The sequence below is a fragment of the Auritidibacter sp. NML100628 genome (assembly GCF_003185985.1).
GTDB classification, from domain to species: Bacteria; Actinomycetota; Actinomycetes; order Actinomycetales; family Micrococcaceae; genus Auritidibacter; species Auritidibacter ignavus.
In genome coordinates this window covers 32954-56098 of sequence record NZ_QHLP01000001.1, presented here as the reverse complement: position 1 = coordinate 56098, position 23145 = coordinate 32954, and the positions used below count along the sequence as shown (strand labels likewise).

31 protein-coding genes are annotated in these 23145 nt (G+C 57.6%); 26 read left to right on the top strand and 5 right to left on the bottom strand.

Annotation, left to right across the window (positions count from 1 at the left end; translation table 11 throughout):
- Position 1: 1 nt before the first annotated feature.
- The 23 genes from rpmC (at position 2) to rpsI (ending at position 14209) form a co-directional block, all read left to right on the top strand.
- Complete coding sequence (rpmC, locus tag DCC24_RS00285; RefSeq protein WP_110097920.1) at positions 2 to 307, top strand: 50S ribosomal protein L29; 306 nt, start codon at positions 2 to 4, stop codon at positions 305 to 307.
- Complete coding sequence (rpsQ, locus tag DCC24_RS00280) at positions 304 to 597, top strand: 30S ribosomal protein S17 (RefSeq protein WP_199223084.1); 294 nt, start codon at positions 304 to 306, stop codon at positions 595 to 597. Before rpmC ends, rpsQ begins: the two co-directional genes overlap by 4 nt.
- A 441-nt stretch (positions 598 to 1038) precedes the next feature.
- Complete coding sequence (gene rplN / locus DCC24_RS00275) at positions 1039 to 1407, top strand: 50S ribosomal protein L14 (RefSeq protein WP_110097919.1); 369 nt, start codon at positions 1039 to 1041, stop codon at positions 1405 to 1407.
- Between the two features lie 4 nt (positions 1408 to 1411).
- Positions 1412 to 1753: a 50S ribosomal protein L24 gene (gene rplX, locus DCC24_RS00270; RefSeq protein ID WP_110097918.1), complete on the top strand. Its 342-nt coding sequence runs from the start codon at positions 1412 to 1414 to the stop codon at positions 1751 to 1753.
- Positions 1753 to 2340, top strand: coding sequence for a 50S ribosomal protein L5 (gene rplE / locus DCC24_RS00265; RefSeq protein ID WP_110097917.1), 588 nt, complete (start codon positions 1753 to 1755; stop codon positions 2338 to 2340). The genes rplX and rplE overlap by 1 nt, the downstream gene beginning before the upstream one ends.
- A 72-nt stretch (positions 2341 to 2412) precedes the next feature.
- The gene (gene rpsH / locus DCC24_RS00260) at positions 2413 to 2811 is read left to right on the top strand and encodes a 30S ribosomal protein S8 (protein WP_110097916.1); all 399 of its coding nucleotides are present in this window, start codon (positions 2413 to 2415) and stop codon (positions 2809 to 2811) included.
- Between the two features lie 26 nt (positions 2812 to 2837).
- Positions 2838 to 3371, top strand: coding sequence for a 50S ribosomal protein L6 (gene rplF, locus DCC24_RS00255; protein ID WP_110097915.1), 534 nt, complete (start codon positions 2838 to 2840; stop codon positions 3369 to 3371).
- Complete coding sequence (gene rplR / locus DCC24_RS00250) at positions 3371 to 3745, top strand: 50S ribosomal protein L18 (protein WP_110097914.1); 375 nt, start codon at positions 3371 to 3373, stop codon at positions 3743 to 3745. The genes rplF and rplR overlap by 1 nt, the downstream gene beginning before the upstream one ends.
- A complete protein-coding gene (rpsE, locus tag DCC24_RS00245) occupies positions 3742 to 4485 on the top strand; it encodes a 30S ribosomal protein S5 (RefSeq protein WP_110097913.1) in 744 nt (247 codons plus the stop codon). Before rplR ends, rpsE begins: the two co-directional genes overlap by 4 nt.
- Before the next feature lie 2 nt (positions 4486 to 4487).
- Positions 4488 to 4721, top strand: a complete 234-nt coding sequence (gene rpmD, locus DCC24_RS00240; protein WP_110097912.1) for a 50S ribosomal protein L30 — start codon at positions 4488 to 4490, stop codon at positions 4719 to 4721.
- A complete protein-coding gene (rplO, locus tag DCC24_RS00235; RefSeq protein ID WP_110097911.1) occupies positions 4714 to 5190 on the top strand; it encodes a 50S ribosomal protein L15 in 477 nt (158 codons plus the stop codon). The genes rpmD and rplO overlap by 8 nt, the downstream gene beginning before the upstream one ends.
- Positions 5191 to 5388: 198 nt before the next feature.
- Entirely contained in the window at positions 5389 to 6702 is a 1314-nt protein-coding gene (gene secY, locus DCC24_RS00230; protein WP_110097910.1) for a preprotein translocase subunit SecY, read from the top strand.
- Between the two features lie 49 nt (positions 6703 to 6751).
- Positions 6752 to 7369, top strand: coding sequence for an adenylate kinase (locus tag DCC24_RS00225; protein WP_110097909.1), 618 nt, complete (start codon positions 6752 to 6754; stop codon positions 7367 to 7369).
- A 114-nt stretch (positions 7370 to 7483) separates the two neighbouring features.
- The gene (gene map / locus DCC24_RS00220) at positions 7484 to 8332 is read left to right on the top strand and encodes a type I methionyl aminopeptidase (RefSeq protein ID WP_110097908.1); all 849 of its coding nucleotides are present in this window, start codon (positions 7484 to 7486) and stop codon (positions 8330 to 8332) included.
- A gap of 193 nt (positions 8333 to 8525) precedes the next feature.
- Positions 8526 to 8747, top strand: coding sequence for a translation initiation factor IF-1 (gene infA / locus DCC24_RS00215; protein WP_110098174.1), 222 nt, complete (start codon positions 8526 to 8528; stop codon positions 8745 to 8747).
- Between the two features lie 36 nt (positions 8748 to 8783).
- Complete coding sequence (rpmJ, locus tag DCC24_RS00210) at positions 8784 to 8897, top strand: 50S ribosomal protein L36 (protein WP_110097907.1); 114 nt, start codon at positions 8784 to 8786, stop codon at positions 8895 to 8897.
- Between the two features lie 262 nt (positions 8898 to 9159).
- Entirely contained in the window at positions 9160 to 9528 is a 369-nt protein-coding gene (gene rpsM / locus DCC24_RS00205) for a 30S ribosomal protein S13 (protein ID WP_110097906.1), read from the top strand.
- A 70-nt stretch (positions 9529 to 9598) separates the two neighbouring features.
- Complete coding sequence (gene rpsK / locus DCC24_RS00200; RefSeq protein ID WP_110097905.1) at positions 9599 to 10000, top strand: 30S ribosomal protein S11; 402 nt, start codon at positions 9599 to 9601, stop codon at positions 9998 to 10000.
- 154 nt (positions 10001 to 10154) lie between these two features.
- Positions 10155 to 11183 carry a DNA-directed RNA polymerase subunit alpha gene (locus DCC24_RS00195; protein WP_110097904.1) on the top strand — a complete coding sequence of 343 codons (1029 nt, stop codon included), beginning with the start codon at positions 10155 to 10157 and terminating at the stop codon, positions 11181 to 11183.
- A 103-nt stretch (positions 11184 to 11286) separates the two neighbouring features.
- Positions 11287 to 11910, top strand: coding sequence for a 50S ribosomal protein L17 (rplQ, locus tag DCC24_RS00190; protein ID WP_110097903.1), 624 nt, complete (start codon positions 11287 to 11289; stop codon positions 11908 to 11910).
- A 111-nt stretch (positions 11911 to 12021) separates the two neighbouring features.
- Positions 12022 to 12951, top strand: a complete 930-nt coding sequence (gene truA, locus DCC24_RS00185; RefSeq protein ID WP_110098173.1) for a tRNA pseudouridine(38-40) synthase TruA — start codon at positions 12022 to 12024, stop codon at positions 12949 to 12951.
- Positions 12952 to 13231: 280 nt separating this feature from the next.
- Positions 13232 to 13675, top strand: a complete 444-nt coding sequence (gene rplM, locus DCC24_RS00180) for a 50S ribosomal protein L13 (RefSeq protein WP_110097902.1) — start codon at positions 13232 to 13234, stop codon at positions 13673 to 13675.
- Between the two features lie 33 nt (positions 13676 to 13708).
- On the top strand, positions 13709 to 14209 hold the full coding sequence (rpsI, locus tag DCC24_RS00175) for a 30S ribosomal protein S9 (RefSeq protein ID WP_110097901.1): 501 nt from the start codon (positions 13709 to 13711) through the stop codon (positions 14207 to 14209).
- 111 nt (positions 14210 to 14320) lie between these two features.
- Here rpsI and DCC24_RS00170 read toward each other — a convergent pair whose 3' ends face one another.
- Positions 14321 to 15109, bottom strand: a complete 789-nt coding sequence (locus DCC24_RS00170; protein ID WP_110097900.1) for an amino acid ABC transporter ATP-binding protein — start codon at positions 15107 to 15109, stop codon at positions 14321 to 14323.
- Entirely contained in the window at positions 15109 to 16602 is a 1494-nt protein-coding gene (locus tag DCC24_RS00165) for an ABC transporter substrate-binding protein/permease (protein WP_233491925.1), read from the bottom strand. Before DCC24_RS00165 ends, DCC24_RS00170 begins: the two co-directional genes overlap by 1 nt.
- A gap of 219 nt (positions 16603 to 16821) precedes the next feature.
- Here DCC24_RS00165 and glmM point away from each other — a divergent pair, with 219 nt between their 5' ends.
- Together glmM and DCC24_RS00155 are read left to right on the top strand one after the other, a co-directional pair.
- Complete coding sequence (gene glmM / locus DCC24_RS00160; protein ID WP_110097899.1) at positions 16822 to 18165, top strand: phosphoglucosamine mutase; 1344 nt, start codon at positions 16822 to 16824, stop codon at positions 18163 to 18165.
- 26 nt (positions 18166 to 18191) lie between these two features.
- The gene (locus DCC24_RS00155; protein WP_110097898.1) at positions 18192 to 18416 is read left to right on the top strand and encodes a hypothetical protein; all 225 of its coding nucleotides are present in this window, start codon (positions 18192 to 18194) and stop codon (positions 18414 to 18416) included.
- Positions 18417 to 18470: 54 nt separating this feature from the next.
- Here the strand turns inward: DCC24_RS00155 and mscL are convergent, their stop codons facing one another.
- Genes mscL through coaA form a run of 3 tightly spaced genes read right to left on the bottom strand, consistent with a single transcriptional unit; the run spans position 18471 to position 20983 of the window.
- Positions 18471 to 18929 carry a large conductance mechanosensitive channel protein MscL gene (gene mscL / locus DCC24_RS00150; protein ID WP_110097897.1) on the bottom strand — a complete coding sequence of 153 codons (459 nt, stop codon included), beginning with the start codon at positions 18927 to 18929 and terminating at the stop codon, positions 18471 to 18473.
- Positions 18930 to 18962: 33 nt separating this feature from the next.
- Entirely contained in the window at positions 18963 to 20024 is a 1062-nt protein-coding gene (locus DCC24_RS00145; RefSeq protein ID WP_110097896.1) for a M15 family metallopeptidase, read from the bottom strand.
- Between the two features lie 11 nt (positions 20025 to 20035).
- A complete protein-coding gene (coaA, locus tag DCC24_RS00140) occupies positions 20036 to 20983 on the bottom strand; it encodes a type I pantothenate kinase (protein ID WP_110098171.1) in 948 nt (315 codons plus the stop codon).
- 248 nt (positions 20984 to 21231) lie between these two features.
- Here coaA and glmS point away from each other — a divergent pair, with 248 nt between their 5' ends.
- Entirely contained in the window at positions 21232 to 23112 is a 1881-nt protein-coding gene (glmS, locus tag DCC24_RS00135; protein WP_110097895.1) for a glutamine--fructose-6-phosphate transaminase (isomerizing), read from the top strand.
- Positions 23113 to 23145 lie beyond the last annotated feature (33 nt).

Below are 23145 nucleotides of genomic sequence, written 5' to 3'. Positions count from 1 at the left end.
CATGGCAGTTGGTTCCAAGGAACTCAACATTGAAGCTCTCGATGGCTTCGATAACGCCCGCCTGACCGAAGAGCTGCAAAAAGCAAAGGCTGAACTGTTCAACCTGCGTTTCCAAGCCGCCACCGGTCAGATCGAAAACACCGGTCGTATCAAGGTCGTCAAGCGCGATATCGCACGGATCTACACCATCCTGCGTGAGCGTGAACTCGGAATCCGCGAGAATGTCGACGTTCCGGCTGATGACGTCAAAGAATCCAAGAAGAAAACCAAGAAGTCCAAGAAGAAGGCTGAGGAGGAGGACAAGTGACCGAATCAACGAACACCGCCGCCACCGAAGCCGCTCCGGAGCGTAACTACCGGAAGACTCTTCGTGGAATCGTGGTTTCCGACAAGATGGATAAGACCATCGTCGTGGAGATCGAGTCCCACAAAAAGCACGCACTGTATGGCAAGATCGTTCGCACCACCAAGCGTGTGAAGGCTCACGATGAGGAGAACACCGCAGGTGTGGGTGACCGCGTCGACTTGATGGAAACCCGTCCGTTGTCTAAGAGCAAGCGCTGGCGGCTGGCTGAGATTGTTGAGCGCGCTCAGTAATCCCAGGCGCACTGAGTAACGCAGGCCCACCACTTTTGTGGTGGGCCTGTGTCGTTAACTGAGACTTTGTCACGTGCTTTTCTCAGGACGACGCCAATCGACAGAGAGCAAACTAACACCCGCACCACCATGCCATTAGATTGAAATAGCGTCAGTATGGCGTGTAAAATGAAGAGTCTGTGTGCTCTTGATGGTGAGACCATCCATCTCACGTGCCAAGAACCACAGAACTTTCGCCGAAAATGCCTCGGCCTTGCCCTGCACGTGGATGACGTGAATGAGTGTTCTCGAGCGGTCTGAACAACGTCGAGATTGCTCGTTGTTCGACGCCACGAGCCTCTCAGGGTGAGGGAAAGCAGAAGGCGAAAGCTATCAGTTCACCGTTCGGCTAGGCTCACCCGGTCTTCGGGGGAGAACCAGCACGACGACAGGAGTAATCAAGTGATTCAGCAGGAGTCGCGGCTTAAGGTCGCCGACAATACGGGCGCCAAGGAAATCCTGGCTATCCGTATTCTCGGAGGATCTGGACGCCGCTATGCATCCATCGGCGACGTGATCGTCGCAACCGTAAAAGACGCTATCCCCGGTGGCAACGTCAAGGCTGGAGATGTCGTCAAAGCCGTGGTAGTCCGTGCCAAGAAATCGGTACGCCGCGCCGACGGTTCCTACATCAGCTTCGATGAGAACGCAGCTGTAATTCTCAAGGGTGACCAGGAACCCCGTGGCACTCGTATTTTCGGCCCGGTCGGTCGCGAACTTCGTGACAAGAAGTTCATGCGTATCGTGTCACTGGCACCGGAGGTGATCTAGTCCCATGGCCAAGATCAAGAAAGACGACCTCGTGCAGGTTATTGCAGGCAAGGACAAGGGCAAGCAGGGCAAAGTCCTGCGCGTGTTCCCCAAAGATGAGCGCGTGCTCGTTGAAGGTGTCAACCGCGTGACTAAGCACGTCCGTGCCGGTCAGGGACCCCAGGGCGCTACCGAAGGTGGTATCCAGGTGGTCGAAGCCCCGATGCACATTTCGAATGTTGCCATCGTAGACCCCGAGTCTGGCAAGCCGACCCGCGTTGGCTACCGCTTTGAAGAAGTCGAAAAGAACGGCGAAACCAAGACCGTCAAGGTCCGCTACGCCAAGGCCTCTGGAAAGGAGCTGTGATGACTGAGGTTAACACCGATACGGCCGCAGCCCCCAAGGTCACCCCGCGTCTGAAGGCCACATACCAGAACGAGATCAAGAAGTCGCTGCAGGACCAGTTTAACTACAGCAACGTGATGCAGGTCCCGGGCCTGACCAAAGTTGTGGTGAACATGGGTGTTGGTGAAGCAGCTCGTGACTCGAAGGTCATCGACGGTGCCATCAAGGATCTGGCCGCCATCACTGGTCAGAAGCCACAGGTTTCCAAGGCCAAGAAGTCCATCGCGCAGTTTAAGTTGCGTGAAGGTATGCCCATCGGCGCCCATGTGACCATGCGCGGCGACCGCATGTGGGAATTCCTGGACCGTTTGGTCTCGTTTGCTCTGCCACGTATTCGTGACTTCCGTGGTCTGTCCTCCAAGCAGTTCGATGGTAACGGTAACTACACGTTCGGCCTGGCCGAGCAGACCGTGTTCCACGAGATCGATCAGGACAATATCGACCGCGTACGCGGTATGGACATCACCGTCGTGACCACCGCAACCACCGATGACGAAGGCCGTGCGCTGTTGCGCGCTCTGGGCTTCCCATTCAAGAAAGACCAGTAATCTATCTACGCTACAGGTCCCATCCGGTGTACCGGTCCGGGAAACCACAGCGAGAAAGGGCGTGAAGCCCACATGACTATGACCGATCCTGTCGCAGACATGTTGACCCGTCTGCGCAACGCAAATTCGGCCTCACATGACTCGGTATCCATGCCGTCTTCGAAACTGAAGACCCGCCTGGCCGAGATCTTGAAAAACGAAGGCTACATCGATGACTGGGCCGAAGAAGAGGCCCGTGTTGGCAAAACCCTGACCATCCAGCTGAAGTTCGGCCCGCAGCGCGAGCACGCTATTGCTGGCCTGCGCCGTATTTCTAAGCCCGGTCTGCGCGTTTATGCCAAGTCCACCAACCTGCCTCGTGTGTTGGGCGGTTTGGGGATTGCGATCCTGTCAACCTCCTCCGGTCTGCTCACAGACCGTCAGGCGGCTTCCAAAGGTGTAGGTGGGGAAGTCCTCGCCTACGTGTGGTAACGGAACACGGACGAAAGGTAGAGAAAATGTCACGTATTGGACGTCTTCCGATCACCGTGCCTTCCGGCGTTGATGTGAAGGTCAATGGCTCGCAGGTCGATGTGAAAGGACCTAAGGGTGAGCTGAGCTTCACCGTTGCATCGCCTATCACCGTTGATTTGGAAGAAAACACTATTACTGTCAGCCGTCCCGACGATGAGCGCGAATCGCGTTCGTTGCACGGTTTGAGCCGGACCATGATCAATAACATGATCGTGGGTGTCACCGAAGGCTACTCCAAGACGTTGGAGATCATTGGTACCGGTTACCGCGTGCTGGCCAAGGGACAGGGTCTGGAATTTTCCCTGGGCTTCTCCCACACCATTTCCGTAGACGCACCGAAGGGCATCGACTTCAAAGTTGACGGCAACAAGGTGACCGTCTCCGGGATCGACAAGCAGCTGGTCGGCGAAACCGCAGCCAATATCCGGAAACTTCGTAGAACCGAGCCTTATAAGGGCAAGGGCATCCGGTATTTGGGCGAGCAGGTCCGTCGTAAGGCCGGAAAGGCAGGTAAGTGATGTCGAACGTCACTGTCAAAGGCAAGGGCAAATACGCTGCTCGGGCTCGCCGCCACCAGCGTGTTCGCAAGCATATCTCCGGAACCTCGGCACGTCCTCGCTTGGTCGTCAACCGTTCAGCCCGACACGTCTTCGTGCAGGTGGTCGACGACACGAAGGGACTCACCCTGGTTTCAGCTTCCACTATGGAAGCCGATCTTCGGAGCTTGGACGCTGAGAAGGTCGAGAAGTCGCGTAAGGTTGGCGAGCTCGTCGCTGAGCGCGCCAAAGCAGCCGGCATTGAAGCGGTCGTCTTCGACCGTGGCGGTAACCGTTACCACGGTCGCGTCGCGGCAGTAGCTGAAGGAGCACGCGAAGGGGGGCTGAAACTGTGAGCGAAAACACCAACGAAAAGGACAATCAGGTGACTGAAGCTAACGAAGACGCCGTGTCTGAGACCTCATCAGGTTCGGTTAGCCAGAACACCGAACGCACTGGTGGTCGTGGTGAGCGCGGCGGTCGAGGCCGTCGTGACCGCGCTGCCAAGAACGAACGCGGCTCCCGCCGTAACAACTCCCGTGGCAACGACAACCGCGACGAGTTCCTCGAGCGCGTGGTGACCATCAACCGCGTATCCAAGGTGGTCAAGGGCGGACGTCGGTTCTCCTTCACCGCTCTGGTTGTCGTCGGTGACGGCGACGGTCTGGTTGGCGTTGGTTACGGTAAGGCCAAGGAAGTTCCGGCCGCTATCGCCAAGGGTGTTGAAGAGGCCAAGAAGAGCTTCTTCCGCGTTCCGCGTATCGGGACAACCATTCCTCACATCGTGCAGGGTGAAGACGCTGCCGGCGTTGTGCTGTTGCGTCCTGCTTCCCCCGGTACCGGTGTGATCGCTGGTGGTCCGGTGCGTGCTGTGCTGGAGTGCGCAGGAATCCACGATGTGCTTTCCAAGTCGATGGGTTCAGTGAACGCCATCAACATTGTGCGAGGCACGATCGATGCGCTCAAGCAGTTGGAAGGACCCGAGGAAGTTGCTGCCCGTCGCGGTAAACCTGTCGATGAGGTCGCTCCGCACGCCATGCTTCGCACCATGCAGGAAGATCGCGCCAAGAAGGCCGAAGAAAGGGCAGGTGCCTGATCATGGCAACGAACAACGGTTCAACTCCAAAGAACATCACGGCCTCGGATGCGACTCTGGCGATTACCCAGATCCGTTCAACCGTGGGCCGTAAACCCAAGCATCGTGAGACTGTGCGTTCGCTCGGTCTGAAGCGAATTGGTCACACTGTGACCCGTACAGCCGATGAGTCCACGGTGGGCATGATTAATACCGTGCGCCACCTCGTCACAGTGGAGGAGGTCAATAATGGCTGACACCAACGAAGGCCAGAACGGCCCAGACATCGTCAAGCTGCATGACCTGCGTCCAGCTGCCGGTTCGAAGAAGACCAAGCTGCGTTACGGACGCGGTGAAGGCGGTAAGGGTGGCAAGACCGCTACCCGCGGTACTAAGGGCACCAAGGCTCGTTACCAGGTCCCTGCAGGTTTCGAAGGTGGTCAGCTTCCGTTGCACATGCGCCTTCCGAAACTGCGCGGATTCAAAAACCCATTCCGCACCGAGTACCAGGTCGTCAACCTGGACAAGCTCGCTCAGCACTTCCCCGACGGTGGCGAGGTCACCGTCGATTCTCTGGTGGAGCGTGGCTTGGTGCGCAAGAACCAGCCGGTGAAAATCCTGGGTACCGGAGAGATCTCCGTGGCTCTGAACATCACCGCCGATGCATTCTCCAAGTCGGCTGTTGAAAAGATCAACGCCGCTGGAGGGTCAACCACGGCTCGCTAAGGCGAAACACTCCGATTCAGGCCAATCGGTCCTCGATTCTGTGCAGGAGGTCTTGCAACGAATCGAGGACCGAGGCATTTAACGCTAGAATCTCTACGGTGTGTCATCACCACACCCGCAGATGCGCGGGTTATGGCCCACCCACGCAGACTACGAACGGCTTCGGCCACCTCGACCATTACCCCTTCAGGAGGACGCTTGTTCAGCGCGATTGCACGGGTCTTTAAGACCCCGGATCTGCGGACCAAGATCCTATTCACGCTCGGTGTCATTGTGATCTACCGGATCGGTTCTTTTATCCCTGCACCGGGAGTGAACTACGACAACGTGCAAATGTGTCTGGCCAGCGGTGAAACCGAAGGTGGCCTGTACTCGTTCGTGAACATGTTCTCCGGTGGCGCGATGCTCCAGGTCTCCATCTTCGCGCTGGGCATCATGCCCTACATTACCGCCGCGATTATCACCCAACTGTTGCGCGTCGTGATCCCACGGTTCGAGCGCCTCCATAAGGAAGGCGCCGAAGGACAAGCCAAGCTCACACAGTACACCCGCTACCTGACCATTGCACTGGCGCTACTGAATGCGACCACGCTGTCTACCTTGGCTTCCTCGGGTGCACTGCTGAACTGCAACCTCCCGCTGCTCACCGATAGCAGCATCCCTTCCATCCTGTTGTTGGTGCTGATCCTCACCACTGGTGCCGTGGTGCTGATGTGGATGGGGGAGCAGATCACCGAACGCGGTGTGGGTAACGGTATGTCGCTGATGATCTTCATCTCGATCGCAGCTGGCTTCCCGGCCGGACTCGGCCAGATCTGGACCACCCAGGGTTGGCAGACTTTTGCGATCGTGATGGTCGTGGGATTGTTGACCATTATGGCCATCGTGTTCGTCGAGGATTCGCAACGTCGCGTACCGGTCCAATACGCCAAGCGTCAGATTGGTCGTCGCACCGTCGGCGGTACCTCGACCTACATTCCGATCAAGGTCAATATGGCCGGTGTCATTCCGGTGATCTTCGCTTCTTCAATCCTGATGCTTCCGCAGATCTTGATCCAGTTCAACCAGCCAGCTCCCGGTAGTCAAGAAGAACCCAAAGAATGGGTGGTCTGGTTGCAGGAGTATTTCGGCACGCAGTCGCACCCGGTCTACATGCTGATTTTCTTCTTGCTCACGATTGGGTTCACATATTTTTACGTGACCATCACGTTCAATCCGCAGGACATTTCGGACAATATGAAACGCTACGGCGGATTCATTCCAGGCGTCCGGGCGGGCCGGCCCACCGTGCAGTATCTGGAATACGTGATTTCTCGTATCACGTTCGTGGGTTCCTTGTACCTTGGTGTTATCGCCATGATTCCGCTGGTAGCCTTTGTTCTGATCGGTGCGAATCAGAACTTCCCGTTCGGCGGTACGTCGATCTTGATTATGGTGGGCGTTGCTCTGACGACCATCAAGCAAATCAATGCCCAGATGGAACAACACAACTACGAAGGACTCCTGCGTTAGTGGTCTGATCCTTGTGTAGAGCAGAGTAGATAGGACTGAGGTATCACACATGTCTCAAATCTTGATGATGGGCCCTCCAGGGTCGGGTAAAGGCACGCAGGCGGCCCTGATCGCCGATAAGCTCGGAATTCCAGCGATTTCCACCGGCGATATCTTCCGTTATAACGTCAAGGAACTCACCGAACTGGGGCGTGAGGCCAAGCAGTATATGGATAACGGCGACTTCGTACCCGATGACGTCACAAACCGCATGGTGGAGGATCGTCTGGCCCAGTCGGATGCTACCGAAGGTTTCCTCTTGGACGGATATCCTCGCACCGCCGGACAGGTTGAGGCCCTGAACAACATCCTGGACAACCAGGGTAAAACCCTTACTGCCGTTCTGGTTCTGGAAGTGCCCGACGACGAACTTGTGCAACGCCTGCTGGCCCGCGCCGAGACCGAAGGCCGTAGCGATGACACCGAAGAGGTCATCAAACACCGCCTGGAGCTCTACCACCGAGAAACTGCGGACCTGGTTGATGCCTACCTCAAGGACGGTATTGTTGCCCGCGTGGACGGCACCGGCATGATCGATGACGTCACCGAGCGGTTGTTGCAAGCCGTGTACAACATTCGTGCACGCACCGGGACACTTCCCGTGATTCGTCCGAGGAAAGACCAGTAATCACGCAGTCGCCACCACATCATCACAGCGTCGGCCGAGCATTCTCGGCCGGCGTTGTTGATTTTTGAGCGCACACCGTGAGAATACCTTTGCGAGCACCGTCAGGAGGCGACCATGAGCCGTCGCAAAATTGAACTGAAGACCGCCAATGAGATGGCAGTGATGCACCAGTCAGGACTTATCCTGTCTCGAGCCCTGGACGCGGTCGCTGCGACCGCGAAACCCGGCACCACCACACTGGAACTCGACGAGATTTTCTCTGAGACCATCACCGAAGCAGGAGCGACCTCAAATTTTCTGGGATATTACGGATACCCGAACTCCATATGCGCCTCTGTCAATGACCAGGTGGTCCATGGGATTCCGAACGCAACACCCTTGCAATCTGGTGACGTGCTGAAAATTGATGGCGGTTGCATTCTGAATGGGTGGCATTCCGATTCGGCTCGGACCGTGATCGTAGCCGATGAGAACAACACCGGGGTTGACCCGGAAGACCAGCGACTTTCTGAGATTACCCGCAAAGCGATGTGGCGTGGCATTGCTGCTTTTGCCTCGGCCAAATATGTCGGAGAGATCGGCGAGGCCATCGAAACCTACGTGCGGGCCCAGCCAGGCTCGCACCTGGGGATTTTGGAAGAATACGTCGGGCACGGCATCGGCACGGCCATGCACCAAGCCCCCGACGTGTTCAATTACGACTCCGGAATGCGAGGGCAACGCATCAAACCCGGGCTTTGCCTCGCGATCGAACCCATGCTCGTTCGTGGCGGTATCGACACGACCGTGTTGGACGACGACTGGACCGTGGTCACCAACGACGGATCGCGCGCCAGCCAGTGGGAGCACTCGGTTGCCCGTCATCAGGACGGAATTTGGGTACTGACCGCCGAAGACGGGGGAGCCAGCGAACTCCAACCGTTGGGTGTGACACCAGTTCCCTTGCCTTCCACGGCATCGTAAGCCGTCCCACGGCGGATCGGGCTGGAAAAATGTGCCTGTCTGAGATAACATAATTTGTTGGCTGTTTTTGTCTTCAGTGGATTGGCGTGTCGCCAGATCACAGATCACGAACAGCGCATCAAGTATTCGTCCCCACGTAGCCTTTGCATACCTGTTTCAGGAAGACTGCGTGGGCCAAGCGATTGTGGAGGACATGGCTAAGAAGGAAGGCGTCATCGAAGTCGAGGGCACCGTGACCGAAGCGTTGCCCAATGCAATGTTCCGCGTCCGCCTTCAGAACGAGCACGTTGTGCTTGCGACGATTTCAGGCAAGATGCGGCAACACTACATTCGGATTCTTCCCGAAGACCGAGTGGTAGTCGAGCTTAGCCCGTACGACCTGGACCGGGGTCGTATTGTGTACCGCTACAAATAAAAATAGAAGAACTAGCACAACGCTCAAGGAGGAACCATGAAGGTTCAGCCAAGCGTGAAGCGGATCTGCGATAACTGCAAGGTTATTCGCCGCCATGGCAACGTTATGGTGATCTGCAGTAACCCACGCCATAAACAGCGTCAGGGCTAACACCCCGCGGGGTGCCCTTCCAATAGGCGCTGAGAACGAAGGCTCATCCAGGAGCCGACAGCGGTGCAGAGCACATGAACTATTCATGTGTCTCAACCTCCGGACACAGCAAAGGCCGGAGACTGAACTGGCTGACAACAGTATTGATCGATCTTGTTCTGAGATCGTCGATTCTTAGGGTTAGCAGATGATAGAGACCATCATCACGGTTCAGGACGTACCGTTGCAGACCTTTGCTCGACAGAACAAGGAGAACGGCCATATGGCACGTCTAGCAGGCGTTGATATCCCGCGCGAGAAGCGTGTGGTCATCGCTCTCACCTACATCTACGGGGTGGGTCGTACCCGCTCGCAGCAGACCCTTGAGGCGACCGGGATTTCTCCCGATACCCGCGTCAAGGATCTCACCGACGCTGAATTGGTGGAGTTGCGCGATTACATCGAAGGAAACTATCGGGTTGAGGGTGACCTCCGCCGTGAGGTCGCCGCTGATATTCGTCGCAAAGTGGAGATTGGTAGCTACCAGGGCTTGCGCCACCGTCGTGGCCTGCCAGTCCACGGTCAGCGCACGAAGACTAATGCACGTACCCGTAAGGGCCCGAAGAAGACCGTCGCTGGTAAGAAGAAGTAGTCTCCTGGGCCATCAATCCCAGAGCTTTACTGTCTAATCACCTCAATAGCTTTTCGTAGGAGAGAGAAACATGCCCCCGAAGGGACGCGGAGCGACCGTACGTAAGAGTCGTCGCTCGAAGAAGAATATCGCCCAGGGCCAAGCCCACATCAAGAGCACTTTCAACAACACCATCGTTTCCATTACTGACACCACCGGTGCTGTGGTTTCCTGGTCGTCAGCTGGAGAGATGGGCTTTAAGGGCTCCCGTAAGTCCACTCCTTTCGCAGCTCAGACCGCTGCTGAGCAAGCTGCGAAGCGCGCTCAAGAGCACGGCATGCGGAAGGTCGACGTCTTCGTCAAGGGCCCCGGCTCTGGACGGGAGACTGCGATTCGTTCGCTGCAGGCAGCAGGACTGGAAGTCGGATCGATCCAAGACGTCACTCCTGTCGCCCACAACGGTGCCCGCCCGGCAAAGCGTCGTCGCGTCTAAACCGTTGAGCACACCAACTGTGGATCAGTAAGCTAATTCCGCGGGCCATGCGCCGGAAGAGGCCTACTGGTTTACAGCAAAACATCATTATCTCCCTCGTTTCCCCATACCTGCGGGCGTCATATGGCGGACGCCTCGCTGAAAGGAAATGTCAGTGCTCATTGCACAGCGCCCCACGTTGACTGAAGAACCCGTATCAACTCAACGCTCGCGGTTCGTTATTGAACCCTTGGAGCCTGGTTTTGGTTATACACTGGGTAACTCGCTACGGCGGACCCTGCTGTCATCCATACCCGGTGCGTCCGTGACCAGCATCCGCATCGATGGCGTGCTTCACGAGTTTTCTACCGTCAACGGTGTGAACGAAGACGTCACCGAAATTATCCTCAACATCAAGCAGCTCTCGGTTTCCTCGGAAAACGATGAGCCGGTCGTGGCTTACCTGCGCAAGCAGGGTCCCGGCGAGGTAACTGCCGCTGATATCACTGCGCCGGCAGGCGTTGAGATCCACAACCCCGAACTGCATATCGCGACCCTGAATGAGAAGGGGAAGTTCGATATGGAGCTGACCATTGAGCGCGGTCGTGGCTACGTTACCGCTACTCAGAACAAGACCCCGGACGCTGAAATCGGACGAATTCCAGTCGACTCCATCTACTCTCCGGTCCTGAAGGTCACCTTCAAAGTCGAAGCCACGCGTGTTGAGCAGCGCACCGACTTTGACAAGTTGGTACTGGATGTGGAGACCAAGGAATCCATTGCTCCGCGCGACGCGCTGGCTTCGGCCGGTTCCACGCTGGTGGAGCTGTTCGGTTTGGCCCGTGAGCTCAACGTTGCCGCCGAAGGTATTGAGGTTGGCCCTTCGCCGGCCGATGATACCGTCGCTGCCGATATGGCCCTTCCCATCGAGGAGTTGGAGATGACCGTGCGGTCTTACAACTGCCTGAAGCGTGAAGGGATCCATACCGTCGGTGAGCTGGTGGCTCGTTCTGAGACCGACCTGATGGATATCCGGAACTTCGGTGCGAAGTCCATTGACGAAGTGAAAGAGAAGCTTGCTGAGCTGGGCCTGTCCTTGAAGGACTCTGGACCGGCAAGCTTCGATCCTCTGGCTACCGACTCCCAGGAGTACAACGGCGGCGAAGAGTACAACGGTGACTTCCAGTCCTACGACCAGTACTAAATCCGTTCCGTACTGGTTACTGAGAAGACATCCGAACCCGAATAAGTGATTCCTGTGTCGGTGGCTTCCGCCACGCGTGCGGGAATATCCCAAGGAGAAAACCATGCCAACCCCAACTAAAGGTCCGCGCCTGGGCAGCGGCCCTGCTCATCAGCGGGCTATGCTGGCCAACCTGTCGGCGAGCCTTTTCGAGCACAAGTCCATCAAGACCACCTTGGCCAAGGCTAAGCGAGTGCAACCTTACGCCGAGCGTCTGATCACCTTCGCTAAGCGCGGTGACTTGCCCGCCCGCCGTAAGGTGCAGTCCATGATTGCTGGTCGTTCTCGCACCAACAAGTCCGTCGTGCACGAACTGTTCACCGTAATTGGCCCAGCTATGGAGAACCGCGAAGGCGGCTACACTCGCATCACCAAGATCGGTACTCGCTCCGGCGATAACGCCCCGATGGCCGTAATCGAACTGGTCATGGAGCCGGTTTCGCCCAAACAGGCTGTGGTTCAGGATGCCGAAAACGCAGCCAAGCACGCTGCTGAGGTGGCAGCTGCCGACGAGCAGGACGAACAGGCTGAACAACAGCAGCCGATTGCCGACGATATTGTCGACGAGTCGCAAGAAGCCGAAATGGCCGAAGCTGAAACTCCTGCCGAGACGGAGACTGAATCCACTGATGAAGCTGACGCTCCAACAGCAGACGAGGCCAAAGAGACTGACGAAGAGCAGAAATAATCTGCTGTCAACACCTCACCAGGCACGTGCCTGACACCAAGGCGGTGTGAGCCCTACACGAATGAGCAGGGTTCACACCGCCTTTTCGTCTCAGTGCCTACACTAGATGTGATGGACGACGAGAAGGCACCCCCCGGGGCCCAGAACGTTTTTGTGCAACCAAGGCCCGCGAATAAATCAGCTCGTACTAGCCGTTCGGTGCGGGTTAAAGTCCGTTGTGGTTATGACGGAGGCGCCTTTCACGGTTGGGCCCGTCAACCAGGACTCACCACGGTGCAAGGTGAGATCGAACAGGGGCTACACACACTTATTCGTCGCGAGATAAGGACAGTGGTTGCCGGTCGAACTGACGCCGGCGTGCACGCAGAAGCCCAAGTGTTTCAGTTCGACCTGACTCAGGACGAATGGTGGGGGCTTGCCCGCGGTAAGTCTGCACTGGATCCTGGCGAAAGCTTGGTGCGACGCCTGAACGGGACTCTCAAACACCTGGGCGGAGCGATCCACATTTATACTGCCGAGCGGGCTCCAGAAGGTTTCGATGCTCGATTCTCGCCCACCCAGCGCCGTTATCGGTACCGGATAGCCGACCGTGTAGAGAACTTCCGACCTCTCGAACGGCATTTCACCTGTTGGTTACGTCGTGAACTCAACGTGAGCCTCATGCAGGCCGAAGCCAACACGGTTTTGGGACTACATGATTTCCTCAGCTTCTGCAAACCTAAACCTGACGCCACCACGATCCGCACGGTCCACGACATTCGTATAACCCGCGACGACAGTGGCATCATTACCGCGGAGCTGGTCGCAGACGCCTTCTGCCACAACATGGTGCGGGCGCTGATGGGAGCACTGATTCAGGTGGGGGAGGGATCGAAGGACCCGGGGTGGCTGGCGCACCGTTTAGCGGCCAAGGTTCGCGACTCGCAGGTGCGGTTGGCTCCCGCTGAAGGACTTATCCTCAGTGGTATTGACTACCCTAACGATGAAGACCTGGCGTCGCGAGCCGAACAGACTCGAGCCAAACGCGACACAGAACGCTAGATTCGTCACAGCCCACATGCCCCATATTTGGTGTTAGGGGTAGACTCGCGCTAAACTAGGTTGCTGTTGTGCGAGTCATCCCAGACTGTACGCTGATCAGACTGACGTCGTTGCATCGTTGCAAAGTCTCATCGCGCTGGGAAATATCGACCCGGCTTCACGCCAGCCCTCACCTGGTGTACCGGAAGCACCCACAAGATACAGTCGAGTCAACTTGGTCTCACGCCCAAGAACTCGTCGAATGTTGCAGACCGATACCGAATTAACGAAGGCAAGAATAGTGCGTACGTTTACACCAACGCCAGACGACATCGATCGTCAATGGCACGTTATTGACGCCACCGATGTGGTGCTGGGGCGTCTTGCTAGCCAGGTGGCTCCGCTACTGCGCGGCAAGCACAAGCCAAGTTTCGCCCCCCACATGGATATGGGCGATTTTGTCATCATTATCAATGCAGACAAGGTGACCCTGACCGGGCACAAGCTGGAGCAGAAGAGCGCTTACCGTCACTCCGGCTTCCCGGGTGGTTTGACCTCCACCTCCTACGCTGAGCTGTTGGAGAAAGACCCGGTCCAGGCCGTCGAGAAGGCTGTTCGTGGCATGTTGCCGAAGAACAAGCTCAACGACAAGTTCATGTCGAAGCTGAAGGTCTACCGCGGCTCCGAGCACCCGCACGCTGCCCAGCAGCCCGTTGAGTACACCTTGAACCAGGTGGCCCAGTAGGGTCAGCCCCATTAATTCTTTCTAAGGAGAACCATGACTCTGAATGAGAATGAGTCCACCGAGGAAGTGGAGCTGACTAGCTACACCTCCGAATCAACCGAATCTGTCGATGCAGGTGCCACTGTTGCTGAGCGTCCTGCCCTGACTCAGTCCGGTTCCGCCGTGGGTCGCCGGAAGCGGGCCATCGCCCGCGTGCGTCTGGTTCCGGGCACCGGTGAGTGGAAAGTCAACGGCCGCGAGCTCGACACCTACTTCCCGAATAAACTCCACCAGCAGGAAGTCAACGACCCGCTGAAGCTTCTCAACGTTGACGGCGCCTACGACGTGATCGCTATTGTGCGTGGCGGTGGCCCTTCCGGCCAGGCCGGTGCAGTCCGCTTGGGCGTCGCTCGTGCGCTGAACGACATCGATCGCGATAACAACCGTCCTGCCCTGAAGAAGGCCGGCTTCTTAACTCGCGATGCGCGCGCTGTTGAGCGGAAGAAGGCCGGTCTGAAGAAGGCCCGTAAGGCCCCGCAGTACTCCAAGCGCTAAACTCCTTTTTGCACTGGCGCATTCAGCCAGCACATCACACGGGGACCTCGCCATGATGGCGAGGTCCCCGTTGGCTTGTAGGGTTCTCTAAAAAACGCCGCTGGTCCGGGCTTAGAGCACCTTGGAAAGGAAGTCTTGTAGCCGTGCAGACTGCGGGTTTTCAAAGACCTCGGCAGGCGACCCGCGCTCGACAAGTTGGCCATCGTCCATGAATAGTACGGTGTCGGCAACTTCGCGAGCGAAACCCATCTCATGCGTGACCAACACCATGGTCATGCCTTCGCCGGCCAGATCCCGGATGACCTGCAAAACCTCACCGACCGTCTCAGGATCCAATGCTGAGGTTGCTTCGTCAAAGAGCATGACCTCGGGGTTCATCGCCAACGCGCGTGCGATCGCCACACGTTGTTTTTGGCCACCCGACAGGGACGATGTTTTGGCTTCAGCCTTATCCTCCAGGTTGACCCGCTTCAACAAGGCCATCGCCTGGTCACTGGCATCTTGGGCGGCTTTATTCTTCACCTTGCGCGGGGCCAAGGTGATGTTGTCCAGGACGTTCATATTGGGGAAGAGATTGAAGTGCTGGAACACCATCCCGACATGTTTACGAACCTCGTTGATGTCCACCTTGGGATCAGCCAGGTTGTAGCCTCCCACCCAAACAGCGCCGTCGCTGGGAGTTTCCAACCGGTTCAGACAGCGCAATAACGTGGATTTACCGGACCCCGACGGGCCGATAATGCAGACCACCTCGCCAACTTTGATCGTGGCATCAATACCTTTGAGGACATGATTCTTGTCAAAAGACTTGTGGAGGTTCTCGAGCCGGATGATGTTGGACGAATCATCGACCACCAGGGGGATGGTCGAGGTGTGGGGATTCGATGATGTGTGGCTCATCAGTGATTCACCTTCTTATCGACAAAGTTGGCGAGCTTGGTCAGCAGATAGATGGCGATGAAGTAGATCAGACCGGCAATGGCCAGCACTTCGGTCACGCGGAAGTTGGCAGCGTAGATCTGCTGCGCCTGATAGAGCAACTCACCGAAACCGATAGCCAACAGCAACGAGGAGTCTTTGATCATAATCACCAGCTGGTTGATCAGCGACGGGGTCATGATCTTGAAGGCCTGTGGCAAGACCACGTAGCGCATCGACTGTCCGGACGTTAGGGCAAGTGACCGAGCCGCCTCTTGCTGACCGGAGTCAACCGACTGAATACCCCCGCGAACAATTTCGGCGATATAAGCACCGGCGTTTAGAGACAGCGTCAGGGCACCGGCCACCCAAATATTGACTTCTGTTTGAATGAGCTGGGGGAGACCGAAGTAGAAGAAAAACGCCCAGACCAGAACCGGAGTGCCCCGGAAGAGATTGACATAGGTGGTGGCAATACCGCGCAACACGATATTGGAGGAGACCTTCAAGAAACCGAAGACCAGACCGAGCACCATCGCCATGGCAAAGGAAATGCCGGTAATCGCCAGGGTGTTTCCCAGACCAATCATCAGGGCCGGCAGGGAGGTCTGCAACAGGCCGATGAATGTCGAATTATCTGGTCCCTCGGCATCTTCCCCCAGATAACGGTCAAGGATCTCGTCGTACTCACCCGAGGCCTGAATTTCCTGCAAGCCCTCGTTAAACATGGTCAGCAATTCTTGGTTCTCGCCTTTATTGACGGCGAAACCGTAATCGCCGGCCGGCTCGGGATCAGAGACCAGTTCCAAACCCGAGCCCTGCTGAATTCCGTAGGCAATAATCGGTAAGTCATCAACCAGCGCGGCATCGTGGCCGGCTTTGACTGATTCGACTAAGGAGGTGGTCTGATCCAGCGAATTCAGCTCGAAATCGTAGTCCTCTTGCATCTCTCGGGCCCACTCTTCGGACAGTGACCCGGTCTTGACCGCAACCGTCTCCCCTTCCAGGTTTTCCCAGCCGGTGATGCCACTGCCTTCGTTGGCAGCGATGGTCAGCTCGCCGGTGAAGTATGGGTCGGAGAAGTCATATACTTCCTGGCGTTCGTCGGTGATCCCCATACCAGCGATCACACCGTCGACCTGATTGGAGCTCAACGCCTGCAGGGCCGCGTTAAAGCCCATCGAACGGAACTCGACTTGGAAGCCCTGATTCTCGGCAATCGCGGTCATAATATCGATGTCAATACCGACCAATTCGCCGGACGGATCCCGGAATTCAAAGGGAGCGAAGGTCGTATCCGTCCCGATCACGTACAGTTCACCAGCGTCGTCACCGGCGACCTGATTGTCTCCTGAATCCCCGGGCGGTACTTCTTCGGCATCGGCCCAGGCACCAGACGATCCAGCGAGCAATGCCGGTATGAGACACAGCATTGCAATCACCAGTGCCCGCAGGGCGCTGAGTTTGCGCATCATCGTTACCTCTTCTGTGTGAATAGTGGTGATGTGATCCAGTATACGTGCTTTGGTCCCCTGACGCTGTGTCCAAAGCACCCCAGCAAGAATCCGTCGCGGTGCGGTGGCGACTGTTTTCTCACGGTGTGATACGAAATCACAGGCCGGCAAAAACCAGGAAACGATCCCACGTGCGTGGTGAATCTCGGGCATTTACCTTTCGCGATTACACTAAGTGGAATGACTCGATTGTTTGGAACCGACGGCGTTCGAGGCAAAGCCAATGAAGAACTGACCGTCGAACTGTCTGTACAGCTCGCGCAGGCCGCGGCGGTAGTTTTAGGTCATCACACCACCGACGGCCGTCGTCCTCTGGCCGTGGTGGCCCGAGACCCACGAATCTCCGGGGAATTCATCAACGCCGCGGTCTTGGCTGGTCTCGCCGCTTCCGGCGTCGACGTCTACGATGCTGGGGTGCTTCCCACCCCGGCGGCAGCTTTCCTGATTGCCGATATCAACGCCGATTTCGGTGTGATGATTTCGGCTTCTCACAACCCTGCCCCAGACAACGGCATCAAATTCTTGGCGCGCGGTGGCCTGAAACTCTCCGACGCACAGGAAGACGCCATCCAGGAGCAAATGTCACAGCCACCACAACGCCCCACCGGAGCTGAGGTCGGGCGGGTGCGGGTGTTCGCCGACGCAGAAGACCGCTACGTGCTTCACCTGCTGAAAAGTCTTCCCAACCGGATGGACGGGTTGCGGGTCGTGATCGATGCCGCCCACGGTGCCGCCGCCGGTTGTTCCCCGCAGGCCTTCGCTAACGCCGGCGCCGATGTGGTGGTCATCGGGGCGGCCCCCGACGGCCTGAATATCAATGCTGGCTACGGCTCAACCCACTTGGAACGTCTCCAAGAGGCTGTCGTGGACCGCGGGGCCGATCTCGGGATCGCGCATGACGGGGATGCTGACCGTTGCCTGGCCGTTGATGCCCAGGGCAATGTGGTTGATGGTGATCAGATCATGGGCATCATGGCTACAGCGCTCAAAGAAGCCGGCCAGCTCGCAGACGACACGCTCGTGGTCACCGTGATGTCGAACCTCGGCCTGAAACTGGCCATGCAAGACCAGGGCATCAACGTCGTGGAAACCAAGGTGGGCGACCGCTACGTGCTGGAAGCCATGGACCAAGGCGGATACTCCCTGGGTGGCGAACAGTCCGGCCACGTGATCTTCTCGGTCTTCGCCACCACCGGCGACGGCGTCTTGACTGGTCTCCAGCTCGCTGCCCGCGTTGCTGGAACCGGATCGTCGCTGGCCGAATTAGCCACCGTGATGACGAAGCTCCCCCAGGTGCTCATCAACGTCAAGAACGTAGACAAAACCGCAGTGAAAGATCATCCCGCAGTACAGCAGGCAGTGGCCGAGGCGGAATTCCGACTAGGCGAAACCGGGCGGGTGCTCTTGCGTCCTTCTGGAACCGAGCCGGTGGTTCGCGTCATGGTCGAAGCCGCTGATCATGCGCAGGCTGAGCGGGAAGCTGAGTATCTGGCCCAAGAGGTCGCCACACAGCTCGCTCTGTAAATCTCCTGTCAAGGATCTCGAACATCATGGCATCAGAACATCTCGTCGACCCGTCGCAACAGGACAACGTTGACGCCGGGGACGTGATGCCACAACCAGCCCAACACCTGTTGCGGTGGCAGTGGGCGCTGTTCATCGGGATTGTGGTGCTGGCTACCGGCCTCGTCTTGTTGAGCTGGACGTTGATTACTGCACCGGATTGCGAACAGGCCACGCTGAACTGGGCACCGTGTTTGGATGGTTCCGGTTAAAGGGCTCAGCGCCGGGCACTTGGCCGGCGCTGAGCTGTTGATGGTGGGAGAAATCTATTCGGCGTGGCGTCCAGAGGATTCGTCGCGGGAGTGATCTGCGAGCTGATCGGTACCCTGGGCCTTGGCCTGGGCGGTTAGCAAATCGCGGATATCGGTCAGTAGCTGAACGTCTTCGGCCACGGCGTCCTCTTCGGGTTCGATGCCGAGTCGACGGTTGCGAGCTTCGATCATCTTATTCATCGGTAGCACGATCACGAAGTAAACCGCGGCGGCGATCAGCAGGAAGTTCACGGCCGCGGTGAGTAAGACGCCGAAGCGGATCTCGTTGCCGTTCAGTTCCAGTACCGCGAAAGAGTCGAAGTTCGGTGATCCCACCAGCGCTGAAATCAACGGCATCAGGACCGAGTCAGTCAGCGCGGTCACGACCTGGCTGAATGCCGCACCAATAATCACGGCCACGGCCAGGTCAATGACATTGCCCTTCATCATGAAGTCTTTGAATCCTTGGAGCATGACATTCATCGTAGGACGTAGAGAACCGTGTGACTAGTGTGACTCTTCCGGATATGTTGTGGCAGCCTCAAAGCCCCACGCTGTTTCGGCAATGCCCCCGGCATCGACAATTGCTTCAGCCTGTTCTTTCCCGACGTATCGCAGGTGCCAGGGCTCATAGGCATACCCGGTTAGCTCGGCGGAATCCTGCGGATAACGGATCACCCAGCCGTGCTCGGCGGCGTGGTCAACGAGCCATTGGCCCTCGACGGTCTCGCCAAAGCAGGCCGACAGCACACAGTGATGATTCTCTCCGGCCACATCCACGGCCAGCCCCGTCTGGTGTTCGGAGTAGCCGGGACGGGCAGAGAAGTGCTCGGCCTGATCGGTACCATGACTGGCCACATACTGCCGGTGGAGCTGGTTTTGTCGTTCATAGGACCGGTAGCCCGACAGTAAGGAGAATGTGACCTCATCGTCTGTGGCTACTTCCATGAGCTCTTCCAGTGCGGTGGCAGCCTCCTGGCGTAAGGTGACAGTCTGTGAGGTGCCGGTGCCCTGAACGGACACCAGGTCCTCGGGCGCGTAGTCTATTGGTTCCAGCGGGTGGTGCTTATTGACCATGACGTGGATGGAGGCGGGGTCCTGATGGTCGAGTTCTTCGACAGTCGTGGTCTCGGTGGGCTCCGGGCGACTCGGCGATGTTGGGCTCGACTCTGAGGCGGTACCGGCGCTCGGACCCGGCGCGGTCGGGACAGCGGATGGCTCGACAATGGACTGTTGTCGCAAGGGCCGGGGCGAACTGTGCAGAATCGAGTGTTGACGCGCCGGACGTGGCGAGGATTCCAGCACCGATTCCTGGCGAGTTGGAGCGCTCCGGGCCTGTAAGAGGGGCTCGCGAGACGACGGGGGTCCTGTGGCGGGAAAGACCATAAGCGGTGAGTCGATCACAAACTCCACCCGCGGGTGCTCTTGCGGGTGCTGTACCCGGTGTTCCATCCGGTGGGTGGCCGAGGTTCTCGGTTCGGCTAAGGCGCACGAAGTCAGCGCCAGCACGACGATGACAGCAGAGGCCACCGCCCGATAGGCGCTGAGCTGTGTGCGTGGTGGAGCCATCGAACGCTTCGTTAAACTTTCCGCATTAAAACCCGCTTGACGCGGTGATGCTCGTCCTTGGTTAACACTAGTCTGGCACGCCCGCGTGTGGGTAGTACATTGACCTTCAAATTCGGGCCATTGATCCGATCCCAAATATCGGATGCCGTACGCTCGGCTTCAGCATCCGACAGCGTGGAATAGCGGTGGAAATAGGAGCGGGGGTCGGTGAAAGCCGATTTGCGCAGGTCCATGAAACGCTCGGTGTACCAGCGCTTGATGAACGTGGTCCGGGCATCAACATAGATCGAGAAATCGAAGAAGTCAGAGACACTTAACCCTGCGGTGCCATCAGCTCGAACGGTGGGTGGGGCCAACACGTTCAGCCCCTCCATAATTAACACGTCCGGACGACGGACCACCACTTGTTGGTCGGGCAGAATGTCGTAGGTCAAATGCGAGTACATCGGAGCCCGCACTTCGGGTTTACCGGCTTTCACATCGGAGACGAACCGCAGCAGGCGACGTCGGTCGTAGGATTCCGGGAAGCCTTTGCGACCCAGCAGATTGCGACGCTCTAACTCTGCATTCGGGTACAGGAAACCGTCTGTGGTGACCAGTTCCACACGCGGGGTATTGGGCCAGCGACGTAACATCTCCTGGAGTACGCGAGCCGTGGTCGATTTTCCGACTGCTACCGAGCCGGCGACTCCGATGACGTAGGGGGTGCGTCGGGTGGACTCTCCGAGGAATTCATTGGAGGCTTGGCGCAGTTTCGACGAGGAATCGACGTAAATCGATAACAACCGAGACAAGGGCAGATATACTTCGGCGACCTCCTGTAGAGAGAGTTGCTCTCCCAGTCCCCGCAAACGTTCCACGTCGGACTCATCAAAGGGCTGTTCTAGCTCATGGGCGAGCCGGGCCCAGGCTGGACGGTCCAGTTCAATAAACGGCGAGTAGTGATTTTGCTCTTCCATCGGTGGCGAACCGACCCGGGGGTTGCTGGCAGTCACCGGCGACACCGGGGTCTGCCGGGCACCAAAAACTTTGGGCACCGAGGGTGTGGAGTATTGAGAATCAGTCACCGCTCTATTATGGACCACGACGGTAAACACCGTGCTGTGAGTGACATCAGTGGTGCGCATCGGGTGACAGGTAGCTCAATTCCGGCGACAACGATACTCAATGGTCTGGAAGTGGTCCATCACCGGCTATTGTTGAATCCATGTGTGGAATTGTTGGATACGCAGGACAGCCAGTCTCCGTGACACAGCGCAACGCGGTGGACGTGTTGACGACCGGCCTGAAACGACTTGAATACCGTGGCTATGATTCCGCGGGTATTGCGGTCATTGCCACGGAGGAACCAAGCCACGTGGAAATGCGCAAAAAAGAAGGCAAACTCCAGAACCTTCTGGACAACATCGCCGAGCACCCTGTGCCCGAAGCGCAGGTCGGTATCGGACATACCCGCTGGGCAACTCACGGTGTGCCCTCGGACGAAAACGCTCACCCCCACCTGGCCGATCAGGGCCGACTCGCTCTGATCCACAACGGGATCGTGGAAAACTTTGCGGCCCTGAAAGATGAGCTGGTGGCCGATGGCTACAGTTTCATCTCTGAAACCGACACCGAAGTGGCCGCGGTGTTGATGGGCCACCTCTACCGCACCGAGGCGCACCAGGACCTCACCGAGGCCATGCGGCTGACCGTCAACCGGCTCGAAGGGGCCTTCACGCTACTGGCTGTGCACGCCGAGCATCCGGATCACGTGGTGGCTTCGCGTCGCAACTCGCCGTTGGTGGTTGGTCTGGGCGATGACGCCAATTATCTGGGCTCTGACGTTGCCGGCTTCATCGATGAGACCCGCAACGCCATTGAACTGGATCAAGACCAGATCGTAACCATCAGCGCCGATTCAGTGGAGATCATTTCCTTCGAGGGCCAGCCGGCCGAAGGCAAACCCTTCACCGTTGACTGGGACGTCTCGGCTGCTGAAAAGGGTGGCTACGAGACCTTCATGGAAAAGGAAATCCACGAACAGCCCACCGCAGTGGCGGATACGCTGTTGGGACGTCACGATGCGAGCGGTCGGCTGACCCTGGACGAACTGCGCATTGATGAAGAAGAACTCAAGGCCATCTCCAAAATTGTGATCTTGGCCGCCGGAACCTCCGCGTACGCAGGAATGGTGGCTAAATACGCCATTGAACGCTGGGTACGGATCCCGGTGGAAGTCGAGCTCTCGCACGAATTCCGCTATCGTGATCCGATCATCGATCCCTCCACCCTGGTGGTGTCGATCTCTCAGTCCGGTGAAACCATGGATACGCTCATGGCGGTCCGCTATGCCTCCGAGCAGGGCGCGCGCACCGTCTCGATTTGTAATACCAACGGAGCGACCATTCCGCGCGAGTCGGACGCGGTGCTCTATACTCATGCGGGCCCGGAAATCGCGGTGGCCTCCACCAAGGCCTTCTTGGCCCAGATCACCGCAGCATACCTGCTGGGGCTCTACCTGGCTCAGTTACAGAAGCAACTTTTCAGCCAGCAGATCAAGGATATTTTGGCCGAACTGGCCGAAATCCCGGCAAAGATTCACAAGGTGCTGGAAAACGCTGCGGCGGTCAAAGACTTAGCGCAACAGATGCAGCAGAACAACTCGGTGCTGTTCTTGGGTCGCAACGTCGGCTACCCGGTGGCTCTCGAGGGCGCCTTGAAACTCAAAGAGCTGGCCTATATCCATGCTGAAGGTTTTGCCGCCGGTGAGCTCAAGCATGGCCCCATCGCGTTGATCGATCAGGGCCAACCGGTGTTTGTGGTGGTGCCCTCTCCGCGGGACCGACACTCATTGCACGCCAAAGTGGTCTCCAACATTCAGGAAGTTCGCGCTCGCGGTGCAGCTACCGTGGTCGTGGCAGCCGAAGGCGACGAGAAGGTCAAGGAGTTCGCCGAGCAGGTCTTCTACGTGCCGGAGACCATGCCGCTACTGATGCCACTGTTGACCGTAGTGCCGTTGCAGATCTTCGCCATGGAACTCTCAGCCGCCAAGGGCTATGACGTGGACCAGCCACGCAACCTTGCCAAAGCGGTCACCGTGGAATAACGCTCCTCTGGGGTGCCAGCAGACAGTAACACC